This window comes from Listeria sp. ILCC797 (assembly GCF_900186185.1).
In the GTDB taxonomy this organism is placed as follows: domain Bacteria; phylum Bacillota; class Bacilli; order Lactobacillales; family Listeriaceae; genus Listeria; species Listeria goaensis.
Genome location: NZ_FYBS01000005.1, coordinates 178057 through 202857, shown reverse-complemented (window position 1 = coordinate 202857; position 24801 = coordinate 178057). Strand labels below are relative to the sequence as shown.

Below are 24801 nucleotides of genomic sequence, written 5' to 3'. Positions count from 1 at the left end.
TCCTTAGGATTTCGTTAAACGGCTTATAAGTTCCTCAGCTGAAACTGAAATTTGTTCACCCGTTTCCATATTTTTAAGCGGGTATTCACCCGATGCAAGCTCTTCTTCTCCGATGATAACCGTATATTTTGCTTCTTTGCGATTCGCATCTTTCATTTGCGCTTTAAATTTGCGCTTTTGGTAATCTTTATCAGCACTTATACCAGCATTTCGCAACTGATTCACGATTTTAACTGCTTCAAGTTCTGCTTCCTCGCTCGCTACAATGACATAACAAGCAAGTTCCTTATCTTTTGGAATTTCAATTTCTGCCGCCTGAAGCGCAAGAAGCACACGTTCAACGCCCATACCAAAACCAATTCCCGGAGTATCTGGACCATCAAATTCTTGCACAAGTCCGTGATAGCGACCGCCGCCACAAAGTGTCGTTTTAGCCCCAAAACCTTCCTCATCACTCATAATTTCAAACGTCGTATGATTATAGTAATCAAGCCCGCGGACAAGCGTTGGATCCACTACAAACGGAATGTCAATTGCCTCTAAAAACCCTTTTACTTGGCTAAAATAGAGACGGGAATCTTCATTTAGAAAATCTAAAATAGATGGCGCCGTTGCCACAAGTGGATGTGCGTGGTCCGTCTTGCAATCCAAAATACGAAGTGGATTTTTATGCAATCGATTTTGACAATCCGAACAAAACTCGTCAATGCGCGGTTCGAAATGCGCAATCAGAGCATCCCGATGTTTCAACCTGCTTTCTTTATCCCCTAGACTGTTAATCGTTAGCGAAATATTTTTAAGACCAATGGATTTATAAAAATTCATCGCAAGCGCAATGACTTCCGCATCAATCGCAGGATCCGCACTCCCAATTGCCTCCACGCCAATTTGTGTGAATTGACGCTGCCGCCCGCCTTGTGGCCGCTCATAACGGAACATCGGTCCATTATAGTATAGCTTCACTGGTTGATTGACATCACCGAACATTTTATGTTCAACAAACGCGCGTACAACCGAAGCAGTTCCTTCCGGACGCAGTGTTAAACTCCGATTTTTTTTATCATGAAATGTGTACATTTCTTTTGAAACAATATCCGTTGAATCTCCGACACCACGTTCAAATAACTCCGTGTGCTCAAAAATTGGAGTACGAATTTCTTCATAACGGTAGTTTTCACAGATTTCGCGAAATTTATCTTCAAGAAAATGCCATTTTTGTACCTCTTCAGGTAAAATATCTCGCGTGCCTCGTGGTAATTGAATTTTCATCACATTTCCTCCTTTTTTGAATATAAAAAAATCCCTCGTCACTTGTCCGAAAACAAGGGACGAGAGATGTAGATTCACCCGTGGTACCACCCTAATTGGAATTTTTGAAATTCCCACTCTTCCGTTAACGCCGGACTACGTTTCGACCTACTCGTTTTCGATCAAAACCTCGGAAGTGTCTTTCCAAAAAGTTTCACCATGAATTTCTCTCAGCAAATGAAATTCTCTCTTTTATGGGAGTGATTCTTTGTACTTTTCTTCGTCATCAGTTTAAATATGAATTATTTCTAGGTTACTAAAAAAAACGACTAAAGTCAATTAGCTAAAAGAAAAACTGTAAAATTATATCAAATAACATTCAGTAGTGCGTAAAATTGTTTTCTTTTTTCAAAAAATTATGGTTAATAGTTCCATGAAAGCTTAATTTGTGGTACCATTTTAATGACCTGAAGAAGTTTTTATAAAGGTGGTGTAGCAATTTCGTGAAGAATAAATTTTTATTTATCACCGTTTTATCGGCGTTACTCATTGCAGCGGGGGTTATTACAACGATTGCGATGGCGAATGCAAATGCCGTTCGCGTTCAGGCGGAAGTTTTAAACGTGCGAAACGGTCCAGGTCTTGCTTATGACGTAACAAGTCAAGTCCGTAAAGGTGACGTGCTTCGCGTCATTGGAGAAGAAAATAAATGGTATAAAGTTCGTTTAGATAACGGAAATAGCGGTTGGGTAGCCAGCTGGCTCGTTGAAAACACAGATGTGAGCGCTGCAAGTAATAGTATGGCGATCGTAAGTTCTGAAAACGGCTTAAATGTCCGGTCCAAACCGTCAACTGATAGCACAGTTTTAGGCATATTAAATACAGGTGATCAAATCAATGTTGTGAGTGAACAAAACGGCTGGGCTCAAATTCAATATAAAGGGCAAAACGCTTGGGTAAATGCGAGTTACATAACAATTCGTGAATCAACGACAAAAGTTGACCAAAATAATTTGCAAAGTTTAACGATTCGTGATGACTCTACAAATATTCGAAGCAAGCCTGATTTAAGCGGTGAAGTGATTGAAAAAGCAAACTCTGGTCATGCTTACGGAATTCAAGGTGTCCAAGGTGACTGGTATCAAGTTCAAACAGCTGATGGACAAACTGGTTATGTAGCAAACTGGGTTGTCGATGTAGGAAATGAAAATGAAAAACCCGCTAAATCAAAAACGACGAAACTTTCTGAAGCAACTATCGTCCTTGATCCAGGCCACGGTGGAAACGATCCCGGTGCAAAAGGTGAAAATGGAACCATAGAAAAGAAAGCAACGTTAAAAACAGCAAATGCCATTAAAGCTCGACTAGAGCAAGCTGGCGCAAAAGTGATTATGACGCGTGACCACGATGAATATATTTCATTACGTCAGCGTACAAAAGTAGCTTCGAAAAACAATGCTGATGCATTTGTCAGCTTGCATTTTGATAGCCTTGAAAACAACGACGAAAGCGTAAGCGGCCAAACTACTTACTATTATGATAGCAGTGATAAAGGGCTCGCAAAAAGCATTAATAAGAGTCTTGGCAATACCCTTCCAACAACAAATCGCGGTGCTCGTGTTGGCGACTTTTACGTTGTACGCGAAAACTCGCAACCTGCTGTTTTATTAGAACTTGGCTATTTAAGTTCAAAAACTGACGAAGCCAACATCAATTCTAATTCATACCGCACAAAAATTGCTGAAGGCGTAACAGAAGGACTCGCAAACTATTTCGCAAACTAAAAAAACCGGAAAGTAAGTGTTAAGCTTACTTTCCGGTTTTTCTATTTCATTAAATCAGCTGAATCAAGCAAAATCGTGACTGGCCCGTCATTAACAAGCGAAACTTTCATATCCGCTCCGAAAACCCCGGCGTCTACACCTAAACCAGCTTTTTCCAACTCTTTATTAAATCGATTATAAAGCTTTTCCGCTTCCGCACCCGGTGCCGAGTCCGTGAAACTTGGTCGGCGCCCTTTTCTTGCGTCTGCATAAAGTGTGAACTGCGATACGCTAAGCACGTTTCCCGAAACCTCTTGAATGGATAAATTCATTTTCTGGTTTTCATCTTCGAAAACACGGAGATTTGCAATTTTTTGTACTAAAACATCAATTTCTCGTTCTGTATCCGTATGAGTAAAACCAACAAGAAGCAAGAATCCTTGTGGAATTTCCGCAATAATTTCATCATCTATCGTCACACTTGCACTTGTAACCCTTTGAAGCACAACACGCATAGCCAATCATCCTCCCTAGCTCATCAATCGTCTTACCGTATAAACATCTGGAATTTGTTTAATTTTATCTACAACGCGCTGTAAATGATTAATATTATGAATTTGCAAAGTTAATACGAGCGTTGCCATTTTATTATTATCAACTTTCGCATTCACGCCATTAATGTTTGAAGTCAAACTATTAATTACTTGCAAAATATCATTCAATAAGCCATTGCGATTATAACCATAAATTTCAATATCCACATTATAATCATTTTTCGCCTGAAAATCTGCATCTTCCCACTCTACGCCGATGAGCCGCTCACTTTCGATGAACTGCACATTCGGACAATCCGAACGGTGAATCGAAATCCCGCGCCCCTTCGTAATATAGCCCACAATTTCATCGCCCGGAACAGGGTTACAACATCTGGACAAACGAATAAGCAGATTGCCAACACCTTGAACAACTACACCCGCATTATGCTTGATTTTAAGCTTCTCGTTATTGGCCTCCGCATTGCTATTCCGCGCTTCCGCTTGCGAAAGCAATTTTTCCGTTTGCTCCTCTTGGTCGCGCTCCTTCCGCTCTTTCTCCGTCAAACGATTCGCCACTTGAAGCGCCGTAATCCCGTTATATCCAACAGCAGCAAACAAATCATCTTCATGGGAAAAATTCAGCTTCTCAAGGAGACGTTTGAGATTTTCGTTCGTCATAATCTTTTTAGGTTCAAAATCCATTTGCCGAAGTTCTTTTTCAACCAAATCCCGGCCTTTTTCGACATTTTCTTCTTTCGCTTGCCGTTTGAAGAATTGACGGATTTTATTTCGCGCCTGCGACGTCTGCACGAGTTTTAACCAGTCACGACTTGGCCCGTAGGAATGCTTCGACGTTAAAATATCGATAATATCCCCAGTCTTCAGCTTATAATCGAGTGTGACAATTTTGCCATTCACTTTCGCGCCAATCGTTTTATTCCCAATTTCCGTATGAATTCGGTATGCGAAATCAAGTGGAACCGAGCCGTTTGGTAGCTCGTAAACATCGCCTTTCGGTGTAAACACATACACAACGTCCGCAAATAAATCTAATTTTAACGATTCCATAAACTCTTCCGCATTATCAGACTCATTTTGGTACTCCAAAATTTCACGGAACCAAGTCATTTTATTATCAAATGACGTTTTCGAGTTAACGACTTTTCCTTCTTTATACGCCCAGTGCGCGGCAACCCCGTATTCTGCAATTTGGTGCATCTCATGCGTCCGAATTTGCACTTCAAGCGGTTCGCCTTGCGGTCCAATAACCGTCGTATGCAGCGACTGATACATATTCGATTTCGGCATCGCAATATAATCCTTAAAACGTCCCGGCATCGGTTTCCAGCGCGTATGAATGACGCCCAGTACCGCATAACAATCTTTAATGCTACTAACTAGAATCCGTACCGCCAATAAATCATAAATTTCGTTAAATTGCTTATGCTGTTCCGACATTTTGCGATAAATCGAATAAATATGTTTCGGCCTACCAGAAATATCCGCCTGAATATTTAATTCATCCAAGTTGTCTGAAACGCCGTCAATCACATCTTGCAAATAGCGCTCACGCGCACCGCGTTTTTGTTTCATCAAATGTACAATGCGGTAGTATTGTTGCGGATTCAAATAGCGTAATGCTGTATCTTCAAGTTCCCATTTCACGCGGCTAATCCCAAGTCGATGAGCAAGCGGTGCGAAAATTTCAAGTGTTTCCGTCGAAATCCGGCGCTGTTTTTCTACCGGAAGATGTTTTAAAGTACGCATATTATGCAGTCGGTCTGCTAACTTGATCAAAATAACTCGAATATCTTGCGCCATCGCAATGAACATTTTCCGATGATTTTCAGCTTGCTGTTCCTCATGCGATTTATATTTAATTTTCCCAAGTTTTGTAACGCCGTCCACAAGCATCGCCACTTCAGCATTAAACGTTTCTGTTAAATCCTCAAGTGTCACATCCGTATCTTCGACAACATCGTGTAAAAAACCTGCCGCTACCGTTTCAGGGTCCATTCTTAGCTCAACAAGAATTCCTGCTACTTGAATTGGATGAATAATATATGGCTCTCCCGATTTTCTAAACTGTTCACTATGTGCATCTCGCGCATATTCATAAGCCTTTTTCACAATTTCCAGATGCGTTTCATTCATATAATTCGAAGCCATTTCGATGACTTGCTCTGCTGTCAAATTTTGCTCTTTCGCCATTTTATCCACCCCCTTCTTTTCCCCTTGTCTAAAATAGATTCTTAGTTACTATTATACACAACTAAAGTGGCTTTAGAAAGTAGTTTTCATGCGCCACTAGAAAAAAACACTTTCCAAAAGGAAAATGTTTTTTCTAACTTAAAAGTCCATCAAAATCAAGCGATCATACCCGTTCAATTTTTTATGTCCTTCTAATTCTGTCAGTTCAATTAAAAAGGCGCACCCAGCAACAATTCCACCAAGTTTTTCCACAAGTTTGATCGTTGCTTCAATCGTACCACCCGTTGCAAGCAAATCATCTGTAATGAGCACACGTTGCCCCGGTTTAATCGCATCTTTATGCATCGTTAGCGTATTTGTACCGTACTCAAGCTCATACTCCATTTCAATTGTTGCACGCGGCAATTTGCCAGGTTTACGTACTGGTGCAAAACCAATACCAAGCGCATAAGCAACCGGGCAACCAATAATAAAGCCACGCGCTTCTGGCCCAACAATCAAATCTACTTGTAGTTTTTCAGCATACTCGACAATCTGATCTGTCGCAAATTTATAAGCTTCACCGTCATTCATAAGCGGTGTAATATCCTTAAATACAATGCCTTCTTTTGGCCAATCCTCCACGATTGCGACAAATTTTCTAAGATCATTTAAATCCATGTTTATTCCTCCAAAGTGGGTAGGCACTAGGCCTCCATAATGCGCTTCATCCAGCTAAATAGTTCATTAAAGCTCGCATAAAGCAGTTTTTCTCGTGTTGCAAGTTCTTGTTTTTTCGATTGATAAATTTCGGCCTCTTCTAAATTTCGTTTTTCTGAAAGGTTATTTAGTAAAATCACGCCACTTTCTATTTTAACAAAATCCAGCTCAAAAAACACGTTTGACATAAAATCAATTTGTTGTTTACTCCAACCGAACTTTTGATTTAAAGCAGGACCATACTTTTCAAGCGAAAAAGGTTGATATTTTTTAATCAGGGCAAAAAGATTCGCAAATGCCTTTCTATCTGGCAGCGCCTGGAAATCTTGATTTTCAGATGCTCCGAAATGGACATAAATCCGCTCAGGCTGGAACTTTTTAATGAACGCCTCCACGTGACCCGTTTCTTTCGGTAAATCAACAAAAACCACTTCACGCGCGCTCTCCCTGTCATCAGGCGTATACACCACATTCGCAGCAATCGCCGGAAGTTTCGTTACGGTTTCTTGGTTAAAGCAGATGAAAACCCGTTCGCGCTCAGATTCTTTTAATAAACGTTGCCATTCTGTTCGGTTACGCGCATCAAAAAGCTGGAACTCATTGACTTCAAGATCAACCAACCTAAGTTGCGGCTTCCGAATATGATTCCATTCATTCACATTCAGTTCGCCTACAACGCTAACAAGCGCATTTTGTGCCACATTATCCGCCAAGTCACCTAAATTGAAACCAATGCCATCTAAAAGCACGTTTTGGTCGGTCAGCACCGTTTTCAAATGCGTTTTATCCGCACCAATTCGTTTCGTATCTTTCAAATTAATCTCTTCAAATTGGAAAACTGGTTTCACATTGCCCGTTCCAAATGGCGCCATCTTTTCAATCATCTGAATGAATGGCAGTGAAACGTCAGCGAGTTGCAACGTGTCTTCCACGCTAAGCTCTCGTTTTACACTCGTGACATCTAACGCATCAGCCTGCGCAATTAAAGCCGCTTCAAGCGCCGCTAAATTATGAAGCGACACCGTCATACCAGCTGCCATGGGGTGCCCGCCAAACGCTTCAAGAATCGCCCTGTTTTTATCAAGCTCTTGATACAAATGGAAATGCGGTACACTTCTGCCAGAACCTTTAGCAATCCCCGCCTCCTCATCAATGGCAAGACAAATGACCGGACGATTAAATTTTTCTACTAATCTAGACGCAACAATTCCTAGCACGCCTGGATTCCAATCCTTTTCAGCAACCACAATGATACTCGGAATTTCAGTTTTCGCCTCCAAAATTGCAACGGCGCTCGCGGTGATGTCACTAACGAGTTTCCGTCGATTGACGTTTGCTTCATCAATTTCCTCGGCCAAATATTCCGCTTCCTCCTCATCAAAAGCGAGTAGCAATTCCGCAGCCGGGTCAGCAGCGCCTAAACGACCGACAGCGTTTAATCTTGGGGCGATGGCAAACCCAATTGTTTCTTCGTTTGCCTCCTCCAATTTGACACTTGCTTTCGAAGCGAGAACACGCAAGCCTGTGTTTGGCTTTTCACGAAGCACTTGAAGTCCCTTTTGTACAAGAAGACGATTTTCATCTGTTAATGAAACAAGGTCCGCTACGGTCCCTACGGCTACCATGTCTAATAAGTGCGTCGGCTCTTCGCCAAGCAGCGCGTGCGAAAGTTTGTAGCTAACGCCGACCCCCGCTAAATCTTCAAAAGGATAGTTCGAGTCGGGGTGCTTTGGGTGGATAACCGCAACTGCTTGCGGCAAGGTTTCGCGCATTTCGTGGTGGTCGGTTATAATGACATCCATCCCGATTTCTTGAGCAAAATCCATCACTTCAAGAGCCGCAATCCCATTATCAACCGTAATAATCAAATCGAAGCCTTGGTTCTTAATCATTTGAAATGCGTTCTGATTCGGCCCGTAACCCTCCGTGAAGCGATTTGGAATATAAAACTGTACAAGTGCCCCCAAACTTTCTAACGTCTTGTAAAGCACCGCAATGCTCGTTACGCCGTCCGCATCATAATCACCGTAAATCATAATTTTTTCGCCCGCTTGAATCGCAGACTTAATCCGTTCTACAGCTTGCTCCATTTCTGCAAGTAAAAAAGGATCATAACTCGCATATTTGGAAGGATTCATGAACTTATCGTACTGCCCTTCCGTCGTAATCTTACGTTTCACAAGCATTTTCGCAAGCGGAAGCGACACATTCAACTCTTTAGCTAGGTTTGCTACTTTTTCGCCGTCAACTTCTTCGGTCTTCCATCTGTATTTTGAATGAATCACAATTCCCCCACCTTTCAACCCTCCTATTATATCGGAAAACATCGGAAAAACCAATAGTAAAAAGCCCAAATCAAAATCGATTTGGGCTCCAGAGTAATGCTAAACGGCAATAAAGTCTTACCGTTTAGCATCACTCTGATTTTGCGAGCTGCGTTTTGTATTCAAATATTAGTTTTGCTCATCCTGATTTTCAACTTTCGCATCGGCTACTTCTGTTTCTTCTGTGTCGCGAATTGAAATCGTGGACGTTTTTGTTTGCATCGCTTTCGCCGCCGCAAGTTGGCGTTCTAGATTTGTTTTTTCTTCATGAAGTTGTTTGACTTGCTTATTCATCCCTCGTACTTTAGCAATATTCAAACAGAAAATAATCAAGCCTCCGATAAGCACTGAGCCTAAAATAACTAATATAAGCGGCCACTCTAGTTTTGCGAAAAAGAAATTGACTTCAACTGATTCAACATTAATAATCGCAAAAACAGCAATTAAAATCGCTAAAATAATTCCTACAATAACCTGCCATTGATTTTTCATAGCATCTGTCTCCTTTTTTCTAATTATACAAATTTATTCCCGCAAAAAATTATGCTAAAACAAAAGCCGGACAACTCGTCCGACTTTCGTTACTCGTTTTTATACCATAGGTTGCGATGGGTTATTTCTTTTCTTTTTCTTAACCGTTGCAATTGGTCCTTTTTTATTCACTTGACGTGCTTTAAAGACATACCACAACTGCATGGCCATGAAAATGGAAGAGAATACGCTTGAAACAAGCCCAACAAGTAAAGCGATTGAGAAGCTTAAAATCGATTCACTACCAAAAATGACAAGCGCCACAACCGTGAAAATAACCGTCAAGATAGTGTTAATCGAACGCGTGAATGTTTGACGTAAACCGTGATTAACAGCAAATGCCACATCTTCTTTCGTCTTATAACGCCCCATCTTGCGTCCAATATCTCGAATCCGGTCCGCTGTTACAATCGTATCATTAATCGAATACCCGATAACAGTTAGAACCGCCGCAATGAATGTCAGATCAACCTCAATCTGGAAGATACTGAAGAAAATGAAGATGGTAAAGGCGTCAAATAGTAACGATAGAATCGCCGCAATCCCCATATAAAATTCAAAGCGGATCGCAATATAAATAACTATGAGTACCGAAGCTATTGCCATTGCGTACAAGCCGTTTTTCGCGAGTTCTTTCCCGACAGTCGGCGTTACTGTGCTAATGCTTGGTTCATGTTTATATTCTTTCTCAAAATGCGTTTTAAATTTCGCAATTTCATCTTGCGAAAGAGCACCTTTGTAGGAAACTACCGCCGTTTTGTTATCCTTACCTTGGAAAACAATATTATCAGACGGCATATCAATGTCATCTAAATCTTTTTTAATCTGCTGTTCTGTTAGCGGTGAATCAGACGTAATTTCTGCTCTCGTACCACTCGCAAAATCAATGCCCAGATTAAGTTTAAAGAAACTTAAAACAACAATCCCAATAATGGCGATGCCCGTAAAAATCCACAAGAACAACCGGTGATTCTTAACGAAATCAAAACGATCAAATGGTGTTTTTAAGTCATACGTGCTAATACCATCATGCAAATTATGAATGGCATCAGGTTTCACACTAAAGGCACGTGGTTTATTGTTTAATACGTTGCTCTTAACAAGCAAGCCAAGCAGTACACGCGAACCCCAAACGGCCGTTAGGAAGCTGACTAAAATACTAATAATTAGAACCGTCGCAAAACCTTTAATCGAGCTTGTTCCAAAGTAGAACAATACACAAGCAACAAGTAAAGTCGAAATGTTTCCATCGAAAATGGCACGGAAGGCTTCTTTTACGCCGACTTCAAACGCCGCTTTCGTCGATCGCCCGACTTTCAGTTCTTCTTTTATTCGCTCATAGGTGATAACGTTCGCGTCGACGGCCATCCCTATCCCGAGAATCAGCCCGGCAATCCCTGGAAGCGTCAGCGTTGCGTTCAGCAAGGCTAGAACGAGTAAAACAATGTATGTGTAAGCAACAAGTGTTACACATGCAATAATCCCAGGAATACGGTATACAAGCATCATAAAGATGAAAATAGCCGCAACCCCGATAATTCCAGCAAGAATTGTTTCATCAAGCGCATCTTGACCAAATTGTGCCCCAACAGATGTCGAGTATACCTCGGTCATCTTAACTGGTAAAGCACCCGAATTTAGCAAGTTCGCTAAGTCTTTTGCTTCTTCAACAGAAAAATTACCCGAGATTTCAACCTTATTTGTGTCTAAAACTTGGTTGACATTTGGTGCCGATAAGTAAGCAGGATCTTTTTTAGTTCTCTCTGTTTTATATTTTTGGCCCTCTTTCCAGTCTAACCAAATAACGAGTTGGTTGTCAGGTTTTTCAGCCAAAATTGTTTTCGTCACATCAGCGAATTTATCAGCACTTTTTAGTTTCAGTGTGACAATCGGTTGATTATTTTGATCGAAAGCTTGTTTTGCTCCCCCAGGAACTAAATCAGAACCATCCATCATAAGTTTATCGTTTGCGTCCCTAAAAGAAAGTTCCGCTGTTGTCGATAACATTTTTCGTGCTTCATTTTGATCCGTCACCCCAGCAAGCTGGACACGAATACGGTTATTTCCTTCAATTGTGATGCTAGGCTCAGCTACGCCGATACTGTTAATCCGGCGATCGAGGGCACTTACAGTATCCGTAAGTGTCTGTTTAGTCACTTCACCTTTTCCAGAAGCAGGCTCTACTTGATAAAGCACTTCAAATCCGCCCTGTAAATCTAGTCCCAAGTTAATATTTTGTAAAACCATTTTCCCTGTGCTGAAAACGACCCCAAAAATAATTGCCACGACTAGGAAGAAGGTTACTAACCTACTTTTCTTAATCATTTCTTTTCCTCCCTCATCTAAACCATGAAATGCTATTTAGAAAGTTCAGAAGATGTCGCTTCATTATCTTCCAAATTCTCTGTTTCATTGTTTGCGCTAGCGCTAATTGCTGGCTCGTTAGATGTTTTTGTAATAAAGTCCATTAATTGTCCAATGTTCATCTGCATTATATCATTGACACGTTCATGCAAATTCGGAGTGGGATTTGTAGCCCATTTAACTTCTGTTAAAAATGACCAAATGTGTTCTGGTTTGATTTCTCTATAACTAAGAAGATGGAAATCTTCCACTTTAATTAAAATAGCTGGTTCCAAACTTTCATACCAGTCTTCGTGCGACATCGCACTTCCCCTCCCTCATTTTACAATCAACTATTCCCATTTTATCTAAAAATCAACCAAATGAAAAGCAGAAAGTGAAAAATCCACATAAATGACACATTTAATTGTTCAAATTGGTACTTCCTAACAAAAAAGAACCGCCCTAGTTTGAACTAGAGCGATTTCTTTATTTTTCTTCAGTTTCTTTTTCAGTTTCTGCTACTTCTTCAACTGGCTCAGTAGGTGCTACTGCAGGAGCAGCGTTTCCTTTTTCAAGAACCGTACGAATCGCATTGCGATCGAATGTCAGCTTCGTGTTGCCAGTTTTTAGTACGACAGTGCCATCTTCAATTGCTTCAACTACGCCATGAAGACCACCAATCGTAATAATTTTGTCGCCTTTTGCTAAACTATTTTGCATGTTTGTTACTTCTTTTTGACGCTTTTGTTGAGGTCTAATTAGTAAGAAGTAGAACAAGACAATCATCAAAATAATTGGAATAAATGCTGTTAAACCACCCAAAAATTGTCAGCTCCTTTAAAAAAATATTTATTAAAAATTTTTCGCATTTGGTCCGTTAAAACCATATTGCTCAAAAAATTCTTCACGAAATTCTAGCAGACGATCAAAGCGAATTGCTTCACGTACTTGCTCCATTAAGTTTAACAGAAAATGCAAATTATGATAAGTCGTAAGTCTTATTCCAAATGTTTCATCGCAGCGAATTAGATGGCGAATATAGGCTCTGGAATAGTTTTGACAGGTGTAACAATTGCAGTTTTCATCAAGCGGTCCAAAGTCGTTTGCGAATTTGGCGTTTTTAATAACTAGGCGTCCGTTTGAAGTCATACATGTACCATTACGCGCAATGCGTGTCGGCAAGACACAGTCAAACATATCGATGCCTCTAATGACCCCATCGATTAATGAATCTGGCGAACCAACACCCATTAAATAGCGGGGTTTTCCACTTGGAAGAAAAGGTGTTGTGAATTCAAGCACTTCATTCATGACGTCTTTTGGTTCGCCTACTGAAAGGCCGCCAATCGAATAGCCTGGAAAATCAAGTGAAACGAGATCTTCCGCACTTTGACGTCGTAAATCTTCATAAGCGCCGCCTTGTACGATGCCGAATAGACCTTGAATATTAGGCTTCATATGCGCTTTTAGACCGCGTTCTGCCCATCTGGACGTACGTTCTACGGAGCGCTTCATGTATTCATGTGTGGCTGGATATGGTGGACACTCGTCAAAACTCATCATGATGTCAGAACCGAGTGCATTTTGAATTTGAATAGCTTTTTCAGGTGATAAAAATAGTTTGTCGCCATTTAAATGATTGCGAAAATGAACGCCTTCTTCTTTGATGTCGCGCATATCGCTTAAGCTAAAGACTTGAAAGCCACCTGAATCGGTTAAAATAGGTTGGTCCCAGTTCATAAACTTGTGCAGACCACCAGCCTGCTCAATCAATTGCTCACCGGGTCTTAACCATAAGTGATAGGTGTTGCTTAAAATAACACCCGCACCCATCTGTTTAAGCTCTTCTGGCGACATTGTTTTGACAGTTGCTTGCGTGCCAACAGGCATAAACATTGGCGTATCAAACGTACCATGCGGAGTATGTAGTTTTCCTAACCTCGCACCTGTTTTTTTATCAGTTTTAATTAATTCATAACGAATAGCTGTCATGTGTTACCTCTTTCTTTTTACTCTACTAAATAGCATAACGAAAATAAACATAGAAAACAAGGTTTTTCACAAAATTAATGGATAAACATCGCATCGCCAAAACTAAAAAAGCGATACTTGTCTTCTACAGCATGCTGATACGCTCGCAAAATATTTTCACGCGTGGATAAAGCGGAAACGAGCATGATGAGTGTCGACTTCGGTAAATGGAAATTAGTAATTAACGCATCTACCGCTTTAAACGTATAGCCAGGGAAAATAAAAATATCCGTCCAGCCAGAATCGGCTTTTAATTCGCCGTCAAATTTTGTTGCAATTGTTTCTAGTGTCCGAATGGAAGTCGTACCAACAGCCACAATTTTTTTGTCGCTTGCTTTCACTTGATTTAAAACCGTTGCAGTTTCTTCCGTCAGACGATAAAATTCCGAATGCATTTTATGGTTTTCCGTATCGCTAACGTCTACCGGACGAAACGTGCCAAGACCAACATGGAGCGTCACAAAACACACGTGAACTCCTTTAGACCGAATCGCCTCTAAAAGTTCTTCAGTAAAGTGCAGACCCGCAGTTGGAGCGGCAGCAGAGCCATTTTCGCGCGCATAAACCGTTTGATAGCGGTCCTGATCGCTTAGCTGCTCTTTAATGTAAGGCGGAAGCGGCATTTCTCCGAGGTTTTCGAGCACCTCATAAAATATGCCCGTATAGTGAAACTCCAAAATACGACCACCATGCTCAAGCTCCTCAACACACGTCGCCGAAAGCTCACCCTCACCAAATGTGATTTTCGCACCTACACGAATGCGTTTCGCAGGCTTCACAAGCGTTTCCCACTTATTTTCTTCTTTTTGTTTTAATAAAAGCACTTCGATATGTGCGCCCGTCTCCTCTTTAATTCCGTGGAGGCGAGCAGGTAGAACGCGCGTATCATTTAATACAAGCGCATCTCCTTCGTTTAAATAATCGATAATATTCGTAAATTTTTTATCGCTTAAATCCCCCGTTTTTTTGTCCAGCACCATTAAGCGACTTGACGTGCGGTCAAGTAATGGCGTTTGAGCAATGAGGGATTCTGGCAAATCAAAATCAAAATCTTCAACTTTCATTCATGGACACCTTTTTCGTTTTGAATTCCAAAATGGTCGTACGCTAATTGTGTTGCGAGCCGACCTCTTGGTGTACGTTGCAAAAAACCAATTTGCAGTAAATATGGCTCATGCATATCTTCAATCGTTTCGCGTTCCTCACCGATGCTTGCTGAAATTGTATCAAGTCCAACTGGGCCACCACGAAATGATGTCATAATCGTTTGCAAAAGCTTCTGGTCAATCGTATCAAGTCCGCGCGGGTCAACACGTAGAAGCGTTAGCGCATCTCTTGCGACTTCATAAGAAACAAGTCCATCGCCTTTAACTTCAGCAAAATCACGCACGCGTTTTAATAAACGATTGGCAATCCGCGGGGTTCCGCGTGAACGCCTAGCAAGCTCAAGCGCGCCGTCTGCATTAATTTCCGTCGTTAAAATTTTAGCCGTCCGTAAAATGATATCCATCAATTGTTCTTCCGTATAAAATTCCAAGTGGTCAATTACACCAAAGCGGTCGCGCAGTGGCGCCGATAATTGCCCCGCACGCGTTGTCGCTCCAATCAGCGTAAATGGTGGTAAATCGAGGCGTACCGACCGCGCAGATGGCCCGTTTCCGATAACAATGTCCAAACAATAATCCTCCATCGCAGGATAAAGCACTTCCTCAATGGATTTTGATAACCGGTGGATTTCATCAATGAAAAGCACATCGCCCGGTTCGAGTGATGTTAAAATTGTCGCTAAGTCGCCTGGACGTTCAATCGCGGGTCCACTTGTCGTTTTGATGTTTGTTCCGAGCTCGTTCGCAATGACCATCGCAAGCGTCGTTTTCCCCAAACCAGGAGGGCCGTATAAAAGCACATGATCCAGTGCTTCTTCCCTTCTTCTTGCCGCCTCAATAAAAATGCCAAGATTATGCTTGACCTTGTCTTGACCGATGTATTCTGCAAGCAATTGTGGCCGCAAGCTTGTTTCAAACGAGATTTCTTCAGGACTCACATTTTCGGAAGAAACAATACGCTCATCCATGCCACATCCCTCCTTAATTTGTCATTAATTTCAAAGCTAGTTTAATATAGCCGTCACTTGTAAGCATCTCATCTTGCAGTTTCGGCACGATTTTCTTCAGTTCGCGCTCACTATAACCGAGTGCCTGTAAGGCAAGAACCGCCTCCTCGAGCTGCGGCGGAAGCCCATCTGTAATTTCTTTTTTAGCCACAAAATGAGGAATCTCACTTGTCACCACGTCGCCTAATTTTCCTTTTAGGTCAAGGATAATCTGACGCGCTGTTTTTTTCCCAACACTAGGGAATTTTGTTAAATACACATCGTCTTCGATTTCAATCGCATTAATAAGCTGCGTAGCATCTCCTGCGGCCGTTATAGCGAGCGCGCTTTTAGGCCCAATTCCTGAAACACCGAGCAGTTTTTTAAACAAATAACGCTCTTCCGTCGTTTGAAATCCGTAAAGCGTAATATTATCTTCACGAACATGTTGATGTAAATAGACTTTCGCTTCTTTTCCTTCTTGCGCCGCAAAAGCAAACGGGTTGCCGGCAACAATTTGGTAGCCGACCCCGTAAACTTCTACAACGATATATTCAGGTGTAATGGCCGCAACTTGGCCTTTCATATAATCATACACGTCAATTCGTCCCTTCTGTCATACCATACCTTTCATGATAGCATATTACGAACATTTGTGCTAACAATCGTCTTACAGTTGTGCAATGCAGTCTTTAATGACACGTGCTGAATGCTTGAACGCCTCTTCTTCCTCGCCGTTCAGCTTTAACTCAATAATTTCTTTGACGCCGTCCTGATTAAGAACCGCTGGAACACCAATCGCCAAATCGCGCTCCTCGTATTCGCCTTCTAACACACACGACACCGTAAGTGCACGTTGACTTCCGCTAAAAATATGCCGACAAATCTCAACGATTGTGCCACCAATTCCGTATTCCGTACAACCCTTTTGGTGATAAATTTCAAAACCAGTATCGCGTGCAATCTCCCCGATTGCTTTCAAATCAAGAGAATCGCCTAGCTTCTCCGCGCTATATTCGTTCACCGGTTTCCCGTAAATGGAAGAATGCGACCAAACAGGAAACTGCGAATCACCATGTTCACCTAAAATGAAGGCATCAATACTTTGCGCCGCAATATCAAGACGCTCCGCGAGTAGCCTCCGAAGCCGCGTTGTATCAAGCCATACACCAGTACCTAAAACGCGATTTTTAGGTAGCCCCGATAACTTCCAAACTTGATAGGTAATGATGTCACAAGGGTTTGTAGCCACCAAAAAAATGCCATTAAAGCCACCTTTCATCATTTCCGGAACAATACTCGCAACAATTTTCGATGTGCTTTTTTGCTCATCAAGCCGCGTTTGCCCTTCCTTTAAAGCACCTGCTGTCACCGTAATGACCGCAATATCCACATCTTTACAATCTTTTGCTTCACGTACAGAAATATCCATTTTTCCCGGAATAAACGCAGCCGCATCAGCCAAGTCTTTCCGATTTCCTTCCACACGATCTTGATTTATGTCAACTAAAATAAGCTCTTCAATAAAACGCTGATTCACAAAAGCGTGAGCCGCCGCAGTTCCAACGTTCCCCGCCCCAATAATCATAACTTTCCGTGGTTTCATTCGTTTACTTCCCTTCATTATTTCACTACGCTCTCTATTCTACAAAAAAAGTAGAAGCTTCCGCAACTTATTTTAAAAAGAAACGCAATAATTTTTCCCGATATTTCGAATTCGGATAACGAAATTTCATATCAAAAGCAGTCGTCTGCCGCAGCACACTTTTCTCGTGCGAAAACGTCCGAAAACTGGCTTCCCCGTGATAGTTCCCCGTGCCGCTATCACCCACACCACCAAACGGCAAATAAGGCGTAGCAATGTGCATCAGCGTATCATTAATGCACACACCACCAGAAGATGTTTTAAAAAGAAACTTCCGCTCGATTTTTCGACTTGCAGTAAAAAGATAAAGCGCAAGCGGCTTAGGACGCTCACGAATAAACCGAATCGCATCTTCTGTCTCCGCAAAACGAATGAGTGGCAAAATCGGACCAAAAATTTCCTCCCGCATCACAGGACTATCCAAATCTGGCGCTTCCAAAAGGTACGGCGCCATTTTCAAATTCGCTTCATCGACGAATGCATCTGGCACATAGCTTTGAAGCCGTTTAAAATGCGCCTCGTTTACAATCCTTCCGTATGCTTCATTCATCAGAGGGTTTCCACCGTAAAGTTCCGTTATCGCTTCTCGAAGCTCCGCTTTAAATTCATCATAAATGTCGTCCTGAACTAAAACATAATCCGGTGCAATGCACGTTTGCCCAGCATTCACCCATTTTCCGAAAGCAATGCGTTTTGCAGCCAGCTTCATATTTGCATCGTTCATCACAACAAGCGGACTCTTTCCACCAAGTTCAAGCGTGACAGGAGTCAAATGATTCGCCGCTTTTTGCATCACAATTTTCCCAACGTGCGTCGAACCCGTAAAGAAAATATAGTCCATTTTTTGATCCAGCAATTCCGTCGTCACGTCCACGCCACCATTTACAACCGCAATGATTTCTTCACGAAAGCGCGATAAAACGTGCATCAGCACTTGTGCTGTATGAGGTGCGAGTTCCGATGGTTTTAAAATCACCGTATTCCCAGCTGCAATGGCCCCAATCAGTGGTGCGAGCGCTAATTGGTACGGGTAATTCCACGGGGCGACTACAAGCACCGTGCCGTACGGCTCACGTTGAATAAATCCCTTGGAACCAACATGCGTCAAGCTCGTCTTCACTTTCTCGACACGCATCCATTTTTTCAAATGCTTTAAAGCAAAAGAAATCTCTTCATAAATAATCCCAATCTCTGTCATGTATGCCTCAGAATTGCTCTTCCCCAAGTCCTTTTCGAGTGCTTCCAAAAACAGTTTTTCGTTTTCTTTCAATAGCATCGCCAAATTTTCAAGCGTTGTTTTTCGGTGTAGAAAACGCTTCGTATGCCCCTCATCAAAATAAGCTTTTTGCCGCCCCATAATATCACTAATTTGCATGGTTTTCCCTCCTAAAAAAGGCGCCACATTTTGTCGGCACCTCTCTCGTTTAGTCGTTATTCGAGTTTGTATAAACTTCTTGCACATCATCATCGTCTTCTAAAATGCTAATCATCTTGTCAAATTCAGCGCGCTTATTTTCTGGAACTTCCTGATAAAGCGTAGGTTGCATCGTAAGTTCTGCCGCTTCAAATTTTAAGCCTGCCTGCTCCAACTCATCTTTCACCACCGTAAAATCCGCTGGCGCCGTAAAGACTTCAAACGCTTCATCACTCGTAATAATATCTTCAGCGCCCGCCTCAATCGCAAGTAGAATGAATTCATCTTCACTGAGGTCTAAATTTTCCCGCAACACAACTAAGTAGCCTTTCCGATTAAACATATAAGCCACACTACCCGTTTCCCCTAAACTGCCGCCATTTTTATTGAAAGCAACGCGCACATTCGTCCCCGTACGGTTTTTATTATCCGTAAGCGCATGCACCAAAACAGCCACACCACCTGGACCATACCCTTCGTAGGAAATTTCGTCATAGTTTTCCCCCGCCTGATTGCCAGCCGCCTTTTGAATTGCGCGTTCCATATTATCATTTGGCATATTCGCCGCTTTCGCCTTATCCATAACAAGTCTGAGTGCAGGATTTAATGCGGGATCAGCTCCACTTTTCGCCGCCACATAAATTTCCTTGGCAAGCTTCTGAAAAACCTTCGCCCGTTTTGAATCCTGCGCATTTTTTCTTCCTTGAATATTCTTCCATTTTGAATGCCCCGCCATAATCCGCTCACTCCTTCATTAAAATTCTAACGTATTCAATCTAGCCATGCAAGTTTATAGGCAAAAGAAAAGCACCCAGATTTCTCCGAGTGCTCTTCTTTATTTCGCGTATTCAACCGCTCTTGTTTCCCGAATCACCGTTACTTTAATGTGTCCTGGATAATCAAGTTCTTCTTCAATACGTTTGCGAATATCTCTAGCTAGGCGATATGATGCTAAATCATCAATTTCGTCTGGCTCAACCATAATCCGAACTTCACGTCCAGCTTGAATGGCATACGATTTTTCAACACCCTCGTAAGATTCCGAAATTTCTTCCAGTTTTTCTAAACGACGGATGTAATTTTCAAGTGTTTCACTACGCGCGCCTGGTCTAGCAGCAGAAAGCGCATCCGCAGCAGCAACTAAAACAGCAATGACAGATGTCGGCTCAGTATCCCCGTGATGGGAAGCAATACTGTTAATGACAACATCATTTTCTTTGTATTTCGTCGCTAATTCGACACCAATTTCAACGTGACTACCTTCAATCTCATGGTCAATTGCTTTCCCAATATCATGAAGTAAGCCAGCGCGTTTTGCCAGTGTCACATCTTCACCAAGCTCCCCAGCTAAAATTCCAGCCAGTTTAGCAACTTCCAGTGAATGATTTAAAACATTTTGTCCGTAACTTGTACGGTAACGCAAACGACCTAAAATTTTAATTAAGTCTGGGTGAATCGAATGAATCCCAATTTCGAAAGTAGCTTGTTCCCCAACTTCACGGATGTGCTCATCCACTTCTTTACGTGCTTTGTCGACCATTTCTTCAATACGTGCCGGGTGAATTCGTCCATCTTGAACTAATTTTTCCAGTGCAATTCGCGCAATTTCACGGCGAACCGGATCAAAACCTGATAAAATTACAGCTTCTGGCGTATCATCGATAATTAAATCAATACCAGTTAGTGTTTCAAGCGTACGGATATTTCGTCCTTCACGCCCAATAATTCGACCTTTCATTTCATCGTTTGGAAGTGTTACAACAGATACTGTCGTTTCAGCAACATGATCTGCCGCACATCGTTGAATGGCAAGTGATAAAATGTTTTTCGCTTTTTTGTCCGCTTCTTCCTTCGCCTTGCTTTCAGATTCCTTCACCATGATAGCTGTATCATGAGAAAGCTCCTCTTCTACTTGGTTAAGGATGACTTTTTTCGCTTCTTCTTTAGTGAGTGCGGAAATGCGTTCGAGCTCATCTTGCTCTTTTTGAATCATCTCATCAATTTTGCTTTCCTTCTCTTCAATATGTTGTTGTCGTTTACTGATATTCTCCTCTTTTTTCTCGAGTGTACCTTCTCTTTTACTTAAAGAAGTATCTTTACGGTCGAGGTTTTCCTCCCTTTGCAATAAGCGATTTTCTTGTTTCTGTAACTCTCCTCTTCGCCCACGAAGTTCATTTTCGATTTCAGTACGTACTCTATGGCTCTCTTCTTTTGCTTCTAGCAACGCTTCTTTTTTCGTTGTTTCCGCCTCTTTTTTAGCATCTTCAACGATTAATTCAGCTGTTCCACGAGCAGCAACCAGTTTCTTTTCAGAACTAGCTTTATAAATAAGTGAGCCGACAACCAAACCGACGATTAAGAAAAGCAAACCGGAGATGATTGCGACTACTACGCTCATCCTTACACCTCCTTCGCTATTCAGTTTTCGTTATCATTATGTCGGTGGCCAAAAATGATTGGCACAAAGTGTATTTTCTATCATTAGCTGGATAGACTCCAACTTTACTAAAAAGCAGTTTTATTTTCCATCATCACTCTTTAGCAAATGTAAAATATACAATCTAATTTTATATTTGAATATACGTATTGTCAAGGAAAGGGCAGAATAATACGAGAAAAAATACCTTTTCGCCTGTTTTATACAAAAAGCCTAGTTTATATTCAACTATAAACTAGGCTTTACTTTTATTTTATTCGTCTTCTAAAAGACTAAATTCTTCATCTGCATCTGGTGTACTAGCTTGTTCTGAACTCGCGTCAATGCCATACTCCGCACGAACACGCGTTGAAATTTCATCCCGAATTTCTGGATGCTCTTTTAAGAATTGTTTCGCGTTTTCACGACCTTGACCAATACGTTCCTCATTGTAGGAGTACCATGAACCGCTCTTATTGATTACATCTACTTCAGAAGCCATATCAACAAGTTCACCTTCACGAGAAATTCCTTCCCCGTACATGATATCTACTTCAGCCACTCGGAATGGTGGTGCCACCTTGTTTTTAACAACTTTAATTTTCGTTTTATTCCCAATCACTTCGGTTCCTTGTTTCAACTGTTCAGCGCGACGAACTTCTAAACGAATTGTCGAATAGAATTTCAATGCACGTCCACCTGGCGTTGTTTCTGGATTACCAAACATTACACCAACTTTTTCACGAATCTGGTTGATGAAAATCGCAATGGTTTTGGATTTATTAATAACACCTGATAATTTACGCAAAGCTTGCGACATCAAACGAGCTTGAAGACCTACATGGGCGTCCCCCATCTCCCCTTCAATTTCCGCGCGTGGAACTAATGCAGCAACGGAGTCAATAACTAACATATCTACTGCGCCACTTCTTACAAGTGCTTCTGCAATTTCAAGCGCTTGTTCACCTGTATCTGGTTGTGAAAGCAATAATTCATCGATATTGACACCTAAATTTTTCGCATATGTTGGATCTAAAGCATGTTCAGCATCAATAAAGGCAGCTGTTCCACCTTGTTTTTGCACTTCAGCAATGGCATGAAGGGCAACGGTCGTTTTACCAGAACTTTCTGGCCCGTAAGTTTCAATAATTCTTCCTCTAGGATACCCACCGACGCCTAAAGCAATATCAAGAGCTAATGAGCCGCTTGAAACAGTGGAAATATTTTGGTCACTATGTTCACCTAATTTCATAATAGAACCTTTACCAAATTGTTTTTCAATGGATTTTAAAGCTTGGTCTAAAGCAGCTTGACGATCGTTCACGTTATTGCCTCCTCTATATATCTCTCTTAGTCATATTTCTCAATTTGAAATTCTCTTAATTTAAATTCCTAAAGTAACTATACCTTATTTCAAATTAAGAATCAAGCAAAAAGCGAACATTTATTCGCATTTTTTAAAAATCGCTTTTTAACATTCTCACACAAGTATTATAACGCGTGCTATAGCTGTTCGTCCAACTCTTTTTTCAGCGCCGTTTCTTACTTTTTACAGTACTTCACAGCCTTTTCGCCTTAATCAAAAACCCATCTTTTCCGCTAAAAAGTGATTAATAATTTGAAATCCTTGTTTTACCGCACGATTTCGATTATGATTCCGATCTCGCCCAAAAACAAAAGAATATGTTTCCGTTTTGAAGCCTGCAACACTAAGGCCAATAAAAACTGTTCCTGGTAAGTGTCCATCTAATTCACCTGGTCCAGCTACGCCAGTAAAACTAATTCCCATTTTTGCATCACACAGCTTGCGTATATTTTCAGCCATCGCTTTCGCACATTCTGAACTTACTACGCCGTGTTCAGCAATAATATTTTCTGAAACACCAAGAACATCCTTTTTCATTTCAGTGCTGTATGTCACCATACCGCCTTTAAAAATATCCGATATACCTGTTGTAGCTCCTAATTCAGCTTGAAAAAGCCCTGCCGTTAAACTTTCGGCCGCAGAAATCGTTATTTTTTCTTTTAACAACTTCGAAATGACTACATCTGCAAGGGACGCCTCACCGTAACCATATAAAAATTCACCATCTCGTTTTAAAATTTCCTGCTCCGTTTCGAAAAGTAATTTATTCGCTTCTTCTTTTGTTGCGGCTGAAGCTGTAATTCGAATTTCAACTTCATTATCCGTTGCATATGTTGCGATAGTCGGGTTCGTCTGCTTCTCAATTAAATCATGTAAATCAGCAGCTAGTTTTGACTCGCCGATACCGAAAAAATGCATTATTTTCGACTCTAAATGAACTGCTTCCCCTAGTGAACTTTTGAGGAGCGGTTTCGCATACTGCTGAAACATTGGCTTCATTTCCGACGGAGGTCCAGGCAGGAGCATATAATTTTTGTTTTCCAACTCGAAAAACATGCCCGCTGCAAACCCAAAGTCATTTTGTAAGACAGTGGAACCTTCAATGACTAGCGCCTGCAATTTATTGTTTTCCGTCATCGCCCGCTTGCTTGCGGCAAAGTAGTTCGTTATTTTATCTAGATGAAACGCATCCTCCACCAAATTTTTATGAAGATGACTCGCTAAAACTTGTTTCGTCAAATCGTCTTGCGTTGGCCCTAAGCCGCCAGTAAAAATAAGGAGGTCACTCCGCTTCTCAGCAATCGTAATGACTTCATGAAGGCGCTCAGGATTATCTCCTACCACCGTATGATGATAAACAAAAATGCCAACATTCGCTAACTCTTTGGATAAAAAAGCGGCGTTTGAGTTTACAATTTGACCCATTAAAATTTCTGTTCCGACCGCAATGATTTCTGCACGTACCATATCCACACCCCTTTTAATTTAACGAGAAAAAACAAAATACTTCCTCCAAAAATTGCTTGGCTGAAGTATTTCTGTTTGTTACATAGAGCCTTTGAAAACTCCACGATTTTTATAAAAATAGTCGATTCCCGACCAAACTGCGAAAAATGCGCAGACATATAGGAAAATCATATCGACGCGAATTCCCGTCCAAGCAAATGGGAAATTGTCTAAAAACATTAACGGAATTGCAATCATCTGTGTAAATGTTTTTATTTTTCCAAGTTGCCCAGCAGCAAGCACTTCGCCTCCCTCAACAAGAAGTAAACGCAAGCCTGTTACGGCAAGTTCACGGCTAATAATTAAAATGACAATCCAAGCTGGCGCGATATTCATTTCGACCAAAATGATGAATGCCGCTGTAACAAGTAGTTTGTCCGCCATTGGATCCGCAAATTTACCAAAATTGGTAATGAGATTGTATTTCCGAGCTAGGTGCCCATCAAACCAATCCGTTAGTGCCGCAACAACAAAAATGATTGTCGCAATTAAACTTGTTACAGGAATTGTAGAATCCAACCATTCAACATTTCCCCATGAAAATGGCACAACACAAATAATGACAAAAATCGGAATTAAAATAATACGTGCCACCGTGAGTTTATTAGGTAAATTCATTCTTCCATCTCCCATCTTTTACTATTATTCATAAAGAAAGTATAGGCAAGCAATC

At 41.3% G+C, this 24801-nt stretch carries 21 protein-coding genes and 1 other annotated feature; of the genes, 1 reads left to right on the top strand and 20 read right to left on the bottom strand.

Annotated features, from left to right (window positions below; all coding sequences use genetic code 11):
- Window positions 1-3: 3 nt before the first annotated feature.
- Window positions 4-1269 carry a histidine--tRNA ligase gene (gene hisS, locus BN1609_RS07285; protein WP_088815814.1) on the bottom strand — a complete coding sequence of 422 codons (1266 nt, stop codon included), beginning with the start codon at window positions 1267-1269 and terminating at the stop codon, window positions 4-6.
- 52 nt (window positions 1270-1321) lie between these two features.
- Window positions 1322-1544 (bottom strand) — a binding site (T-box leader).
- 207 nt (window positions 1545-1751) lie between these two features.
- Between hisS and BN1609_RS07280 the strand changes: the two genes are divergently transcribed.
- The gene (locus BN1609_RS07280) at window positions 1752-3032 is read left to right on the top strand and encodes an N-acetylmuramoyl-L-alanine amidase (RefSeq protein ID WP_088810032.1); all 1281 of its coding nucleotides are present in this window, start codon (window positions 1752-1754) and stop codon (window positions 3030-3032) included.
- A 41-nt stretch (window positions 3033-3073) separates the two neighbouring features.
- Here the strand turns inward: BN1609_RS07280 and dtd are convergent, their stop codons facing one another.
- The 19 genes from dtd to pgsA form a co-directional block, all read right to left on the bottom strand.
- Window positions 3074-3526: a D-aminoacyl-tRNA deacylase gene (dtd, locus tag BN1609_RS07275; RefSeq protein WP_088810031.1), complete on the bottom strand. Its 453-nt coding sequence runs from the start codon at window positions 3524-3526 to the stop codon at window positions 3074-3076.
- A 15-nt stretch (window positions 3527-3541) separates the two neighbouring features.
- Entirely contained in the window at window positions 3542-5758 is a 2217-nt protein-coding gene (locus tag BN1609_RS07270) for a bifunctional (p)ppGpp synthetase/guanosine-3',5'-bis(diphosphate) 3'-pyrophosphohydrolase (RefSeq protein ID WP_088840712.1), read from the bottom strand.
- A gap of 138 nt (window positions 5759-5896) precedes the next feature.
- Window positions 5897-6418: an adenine phosphoribosyltransferase gene (locus tag BN1609_RS07265; protein ID WP_088810029.1), complete on the bottom strand. Its 522-nt coding sequence runs from the start codon at window positions 6416-6418 to the stop codon at window positions 5897-5899.
- Window positions 6419-6444: 26 nt separating this feature from the next.
- On the bottom strand, window positions 6445-8742 hold the full coding sequence (recJ, locus tag BN1609_RS07260) for a single-stranded-DNA-specific exonuclease RecJ (RefSeq protein ID WP_159458330.1): 2298 nt from the start codon (window positions 8740-8742) through the stop codon (window positions 6445-6447).
- A gap of 168 nt (window positions 8743-8910) precedes the next feature.
- Entirely contained in the window at window positions 8911-9273 is a 363-nt protein-coding gene (locus tag BN1609_RS07255) for a lipopolysaccharide assembly LapA domain-containing protein (RefSeq protein WP_088810027.1), read from the bottom strand.
- Between the two features lie 99 nt (window positions 9274-9372).
- Window positions 9373-11637, bottom strand: a complete 2265-nt coding sequence (gene secDF, locus BN1609_RS07250; RefSeq protein ID WP_088815816.1) for a protein translocase subunit SecDF — start codon at window positions 11635-11637, stop codon at window positions 9373-9375.
- A 32-nt stretch (window positions 11638-11669) separates the two neighbouring features.
- The gene (locus BN1609_RS07245) at window positions 11670-11978 is read right to left on the bottom strand and encodes a post-transcriptional regulator (RefSeq protein WP_088810025.1); all 309 of its coding nucleotides are present in this window, start codon (window positions 11976-11978) and stop codon (window positions 11670-11672) included.
- A gap of 166 nt (window positions 11979-12144) precedes the next feature.
- Entirely contained in the window at window positions 12145-12480 is a 336-nt protein-coding gene (gene yajC, locus BN1609_RS07240; protein ID WP_088810024.1) for a preprotein translocase subunit YajC, read from the bottom strand.
- Window positions 12481-12510: 30 nt separating this feature from the next.
- On the bottom strand, window positions 12511-13650 hold the full coding sequence (gene tgt / locus BN1609_RS07235; protein WP_088810023.1) for a tRNA guanosine(34) transglycosylase Tgt: 1140 nt from the start codon (window positions 13648-13650) through the stop codon (window positions 12511-12513).
- Between the two features lie 74 nt (window positions 13651-13724).
- Window positions 13725-14753: a tRNA preQ1(34) S-adenosylmethionine ribosyltransferase-isomerase QueA gene (gene queA, locus BN1609_RS07230; protein WP_088810022.1), complete on the bottom strand. Its 1029-nt coding sequence runs from the start codon at window positions 14751-14753 to the stop codon at window positions 13725-13727.
- Window positions 14750-15763, bottom strand: a complete 1014-nt coding sequence (gene ruvB / locus BN1609_RS07225) for a Holliday junction branch migration DNA helicase RuvB (RefSeq protein ID WP_088810021.1) — start codon at window positions 15761-15763, stop codon at window positions 14750-14752. Before ruvB ends, queA begins: the two co-directional genes overlap by 4 nt.
- A gap of 13 nt (window positions 15764-15776) precedes the next feature.
- The gene (ruvA, locus tag BN1609_RS07220; RefSeq protein WP_088810020.1) at window positions 15777-16379 is read right to left on the bottom strand and encodes a Holliday junction branch migration protein RuvA; all 603 of its coding nucleotides are present in this window, start codon (window positions 16377-16379) and stop codon (window positions 15777-15779) included.
- Window positions 16380-16451: 72 nt separating this feature from the next.
- A complete protein-coding gene (locus BN1609_RS07215) occupies window positions 16452-17387 on the bottom strand; it encodes an L-lactate dehydrogenase (protein WP_088815820.1) in 936 nt (311 codons plus the stop codon).
- Window positions 17388-17454: 67 nt separating this feature from the next.
- On the bottom strand, window positions 17455-18801 hold the full coding sequence (locus BN1609_RS07210; protein WP_088810017.1) for an aldehyde dehydrogenase: 1347 nt from the start codon (window positions 18799-18801) through the stop codon (window positions 17455-17457).
- Window positions 18802-18850: 49 nt separating this feature from the next.
- Window positions 18851-19576 (bottom strand): YebC/PmpR family DNA-binding transcriptional regulator, encoded by a 726-nt coding sequence (locus BN1609_RS07205; RefSeq protein WP_088840710.1) that lies wholly within the window; start codon window positions 19574-19576, stop codon window positions 18851-18853.
- Window positions 19577-19675: 99 nt separating this feature from the next.
- The gene (gene rny / locus BN1609_RS07200) at window positions 19676-21238 is read right to left on the bottom strand and encodes a ribonuclease Y (RefSeq protein ID WP_088810013.1); all 1563 of its coding nucleotides are present in this window, start codon (window positions 21236-21238) and stop codon (window positions 19676-19678) included.
- A 292-nt stretch (window positions 21239-21530) separates the two neighbouring features.
- Window positions 21531-22580 (bottom strand): recombinase RecA, encoded by a 1050-nt coding sequence (gene recA / locus BN1609_RS07195; protein WP_088810012.1) that lies wholly within the window; start codon window positions 22578-22580, stop codon window positions 21531-21533.
- Between the two features lie 255 nt (window positions 22581-22835).
- Window positions 22836-24089, bottom strand: a complete 1254-nt coding sequence (locus BN1609_RS07190) for a competence/damage-inducible protein A (RefSeq protein WP_088810010.1) — start codon at window positions 24087-24089, stop codon at window positions 22836-22838.
- Window positions 24090-24167: 78 nt separating this feature from the next.
- Window positions 24168-24746 (bottom strand): CDP-diacylglycerol--glycerol-3-phosphate 3-phosphatidyltransferase, encoded by a 579-nt coding sequence (gene pgsA / locus BN1609_RS07185; RefSeq protein WP_088810008.1) that lies wholly within the window; start codon window positions 24744-24746, stop codon window positions 24168-24170.
- Window positions 24747-24801 lie beyond the last annotated feature (55 nt).

Bases quoted from the DNA above. Each gene is read 5' to 3' on its own strand.
- hisS (WP_088815814.1), bottom strand. From the start codon at position 1,269: ATGAAAATTCAATTACCACGAGGCACGCGAGATATTTTACCTGAAGAG.
- dtd (WP_088810031.1), bottom strand. From the start codon at position 3,526: ATGCGTGTTGTGCTTCAAAGGGTTACAAGTGCAAGTGTGACGATAGAT.
- BN1609_RS07270 (WP_088840712.1), bottom strand. From the start codon at position 5,758: ATGGCGAAAGAGCAAAATTTGACAGCAGAGCAAGTCATCGAAATGGCT.
- BN1609_RS07265 (WP_088810029.1), bottom strand. From the start codon at position 6,418: ATGGATTTAAATGATCTTAGAAAATTTGTCGCAATCGTGGAGGATTGG.
- BN1609_RS07255 (WP_088810027.1), bottom strand. From the start codon at position 9,273: ATGAAAAATCAATGGCAGGTTATTGTAGGAATTATTTTAGCGATTTTA.
- secDF (WP_088815816.1), bottom strand. From the start codon at position 11,637: ATGATTAAGAAAAGTAGGTTAGTAACCTTCTTCCTAGTCGTGGCAATT.
- BN1609_RS07245 (WP_088810025.1), bottom strand. From the start codon at position 11,978: ATGTCGCACGAAGACTGGTATGAAAGTTTGGAACCAGCTATTTTAATT.
- tgt (WP_088810023.1), bottom strand. From the start codon at position 13,650: ATGACAGCTATTCGTTATGAATTAATTAAAACTGATAAAAAAACAGGT.
- queA (WP_088810022.1), bottom strand. From the start codon at position 14,753: ATGAAAGTTGAAGATTTTGATTTTGATTTGCCAGAATCCCTCATTGCT.
- ruvB (WP_088810021.1), bottom strand. From the start codon at position 15,763: ATGGATGAGCGTATTGTTTCTTCCGAAAATGTGAGTCCTGAAGAAATC.
- BN1609_RS07215 (WP_088815820.1), bottom strand. From the start codon at position 17,387: ATGAAACCACGGAAAGTTATGATTATTGGGGCGGGGAACGTTGGAACT.
- BN1609_RS07210 (WP_088810017.1), bottom strand. From the start codon at position 18,801: ATGCAAATTAGTGATATTATGGGGCGGCAAAAAGCTTATTTTGATGAG.
- BN1609_RS07205 (WP_088840710.1), bottom strand. From the start codon at position 19,576: ATGGCGGGGCATTCAAAATGGAAGAATATTCAAGGAAGAAAAAATGCG.
- rny (WP_088810013.1), bottom strand. From the start codon at position 21,238: ATGAGCGTAGTAGTCGCAATCATCTCCGGTTTGCTTTTCTTAATCGTC.
- BN1609_RS07190 (WP_088810010.1), bottom strand. From the start codon at position 24,089: ATGGTACGTGCAGAAATCATTGCGGTCGGAACAGAAATTTTAATGGGT.
- pgsA (WP_088810008.1), bottom strand. From the start codon at position 24,746: ATGAATTTACCTAATAAACTCACGGTGGCACGTATTATTTTAATTCCG.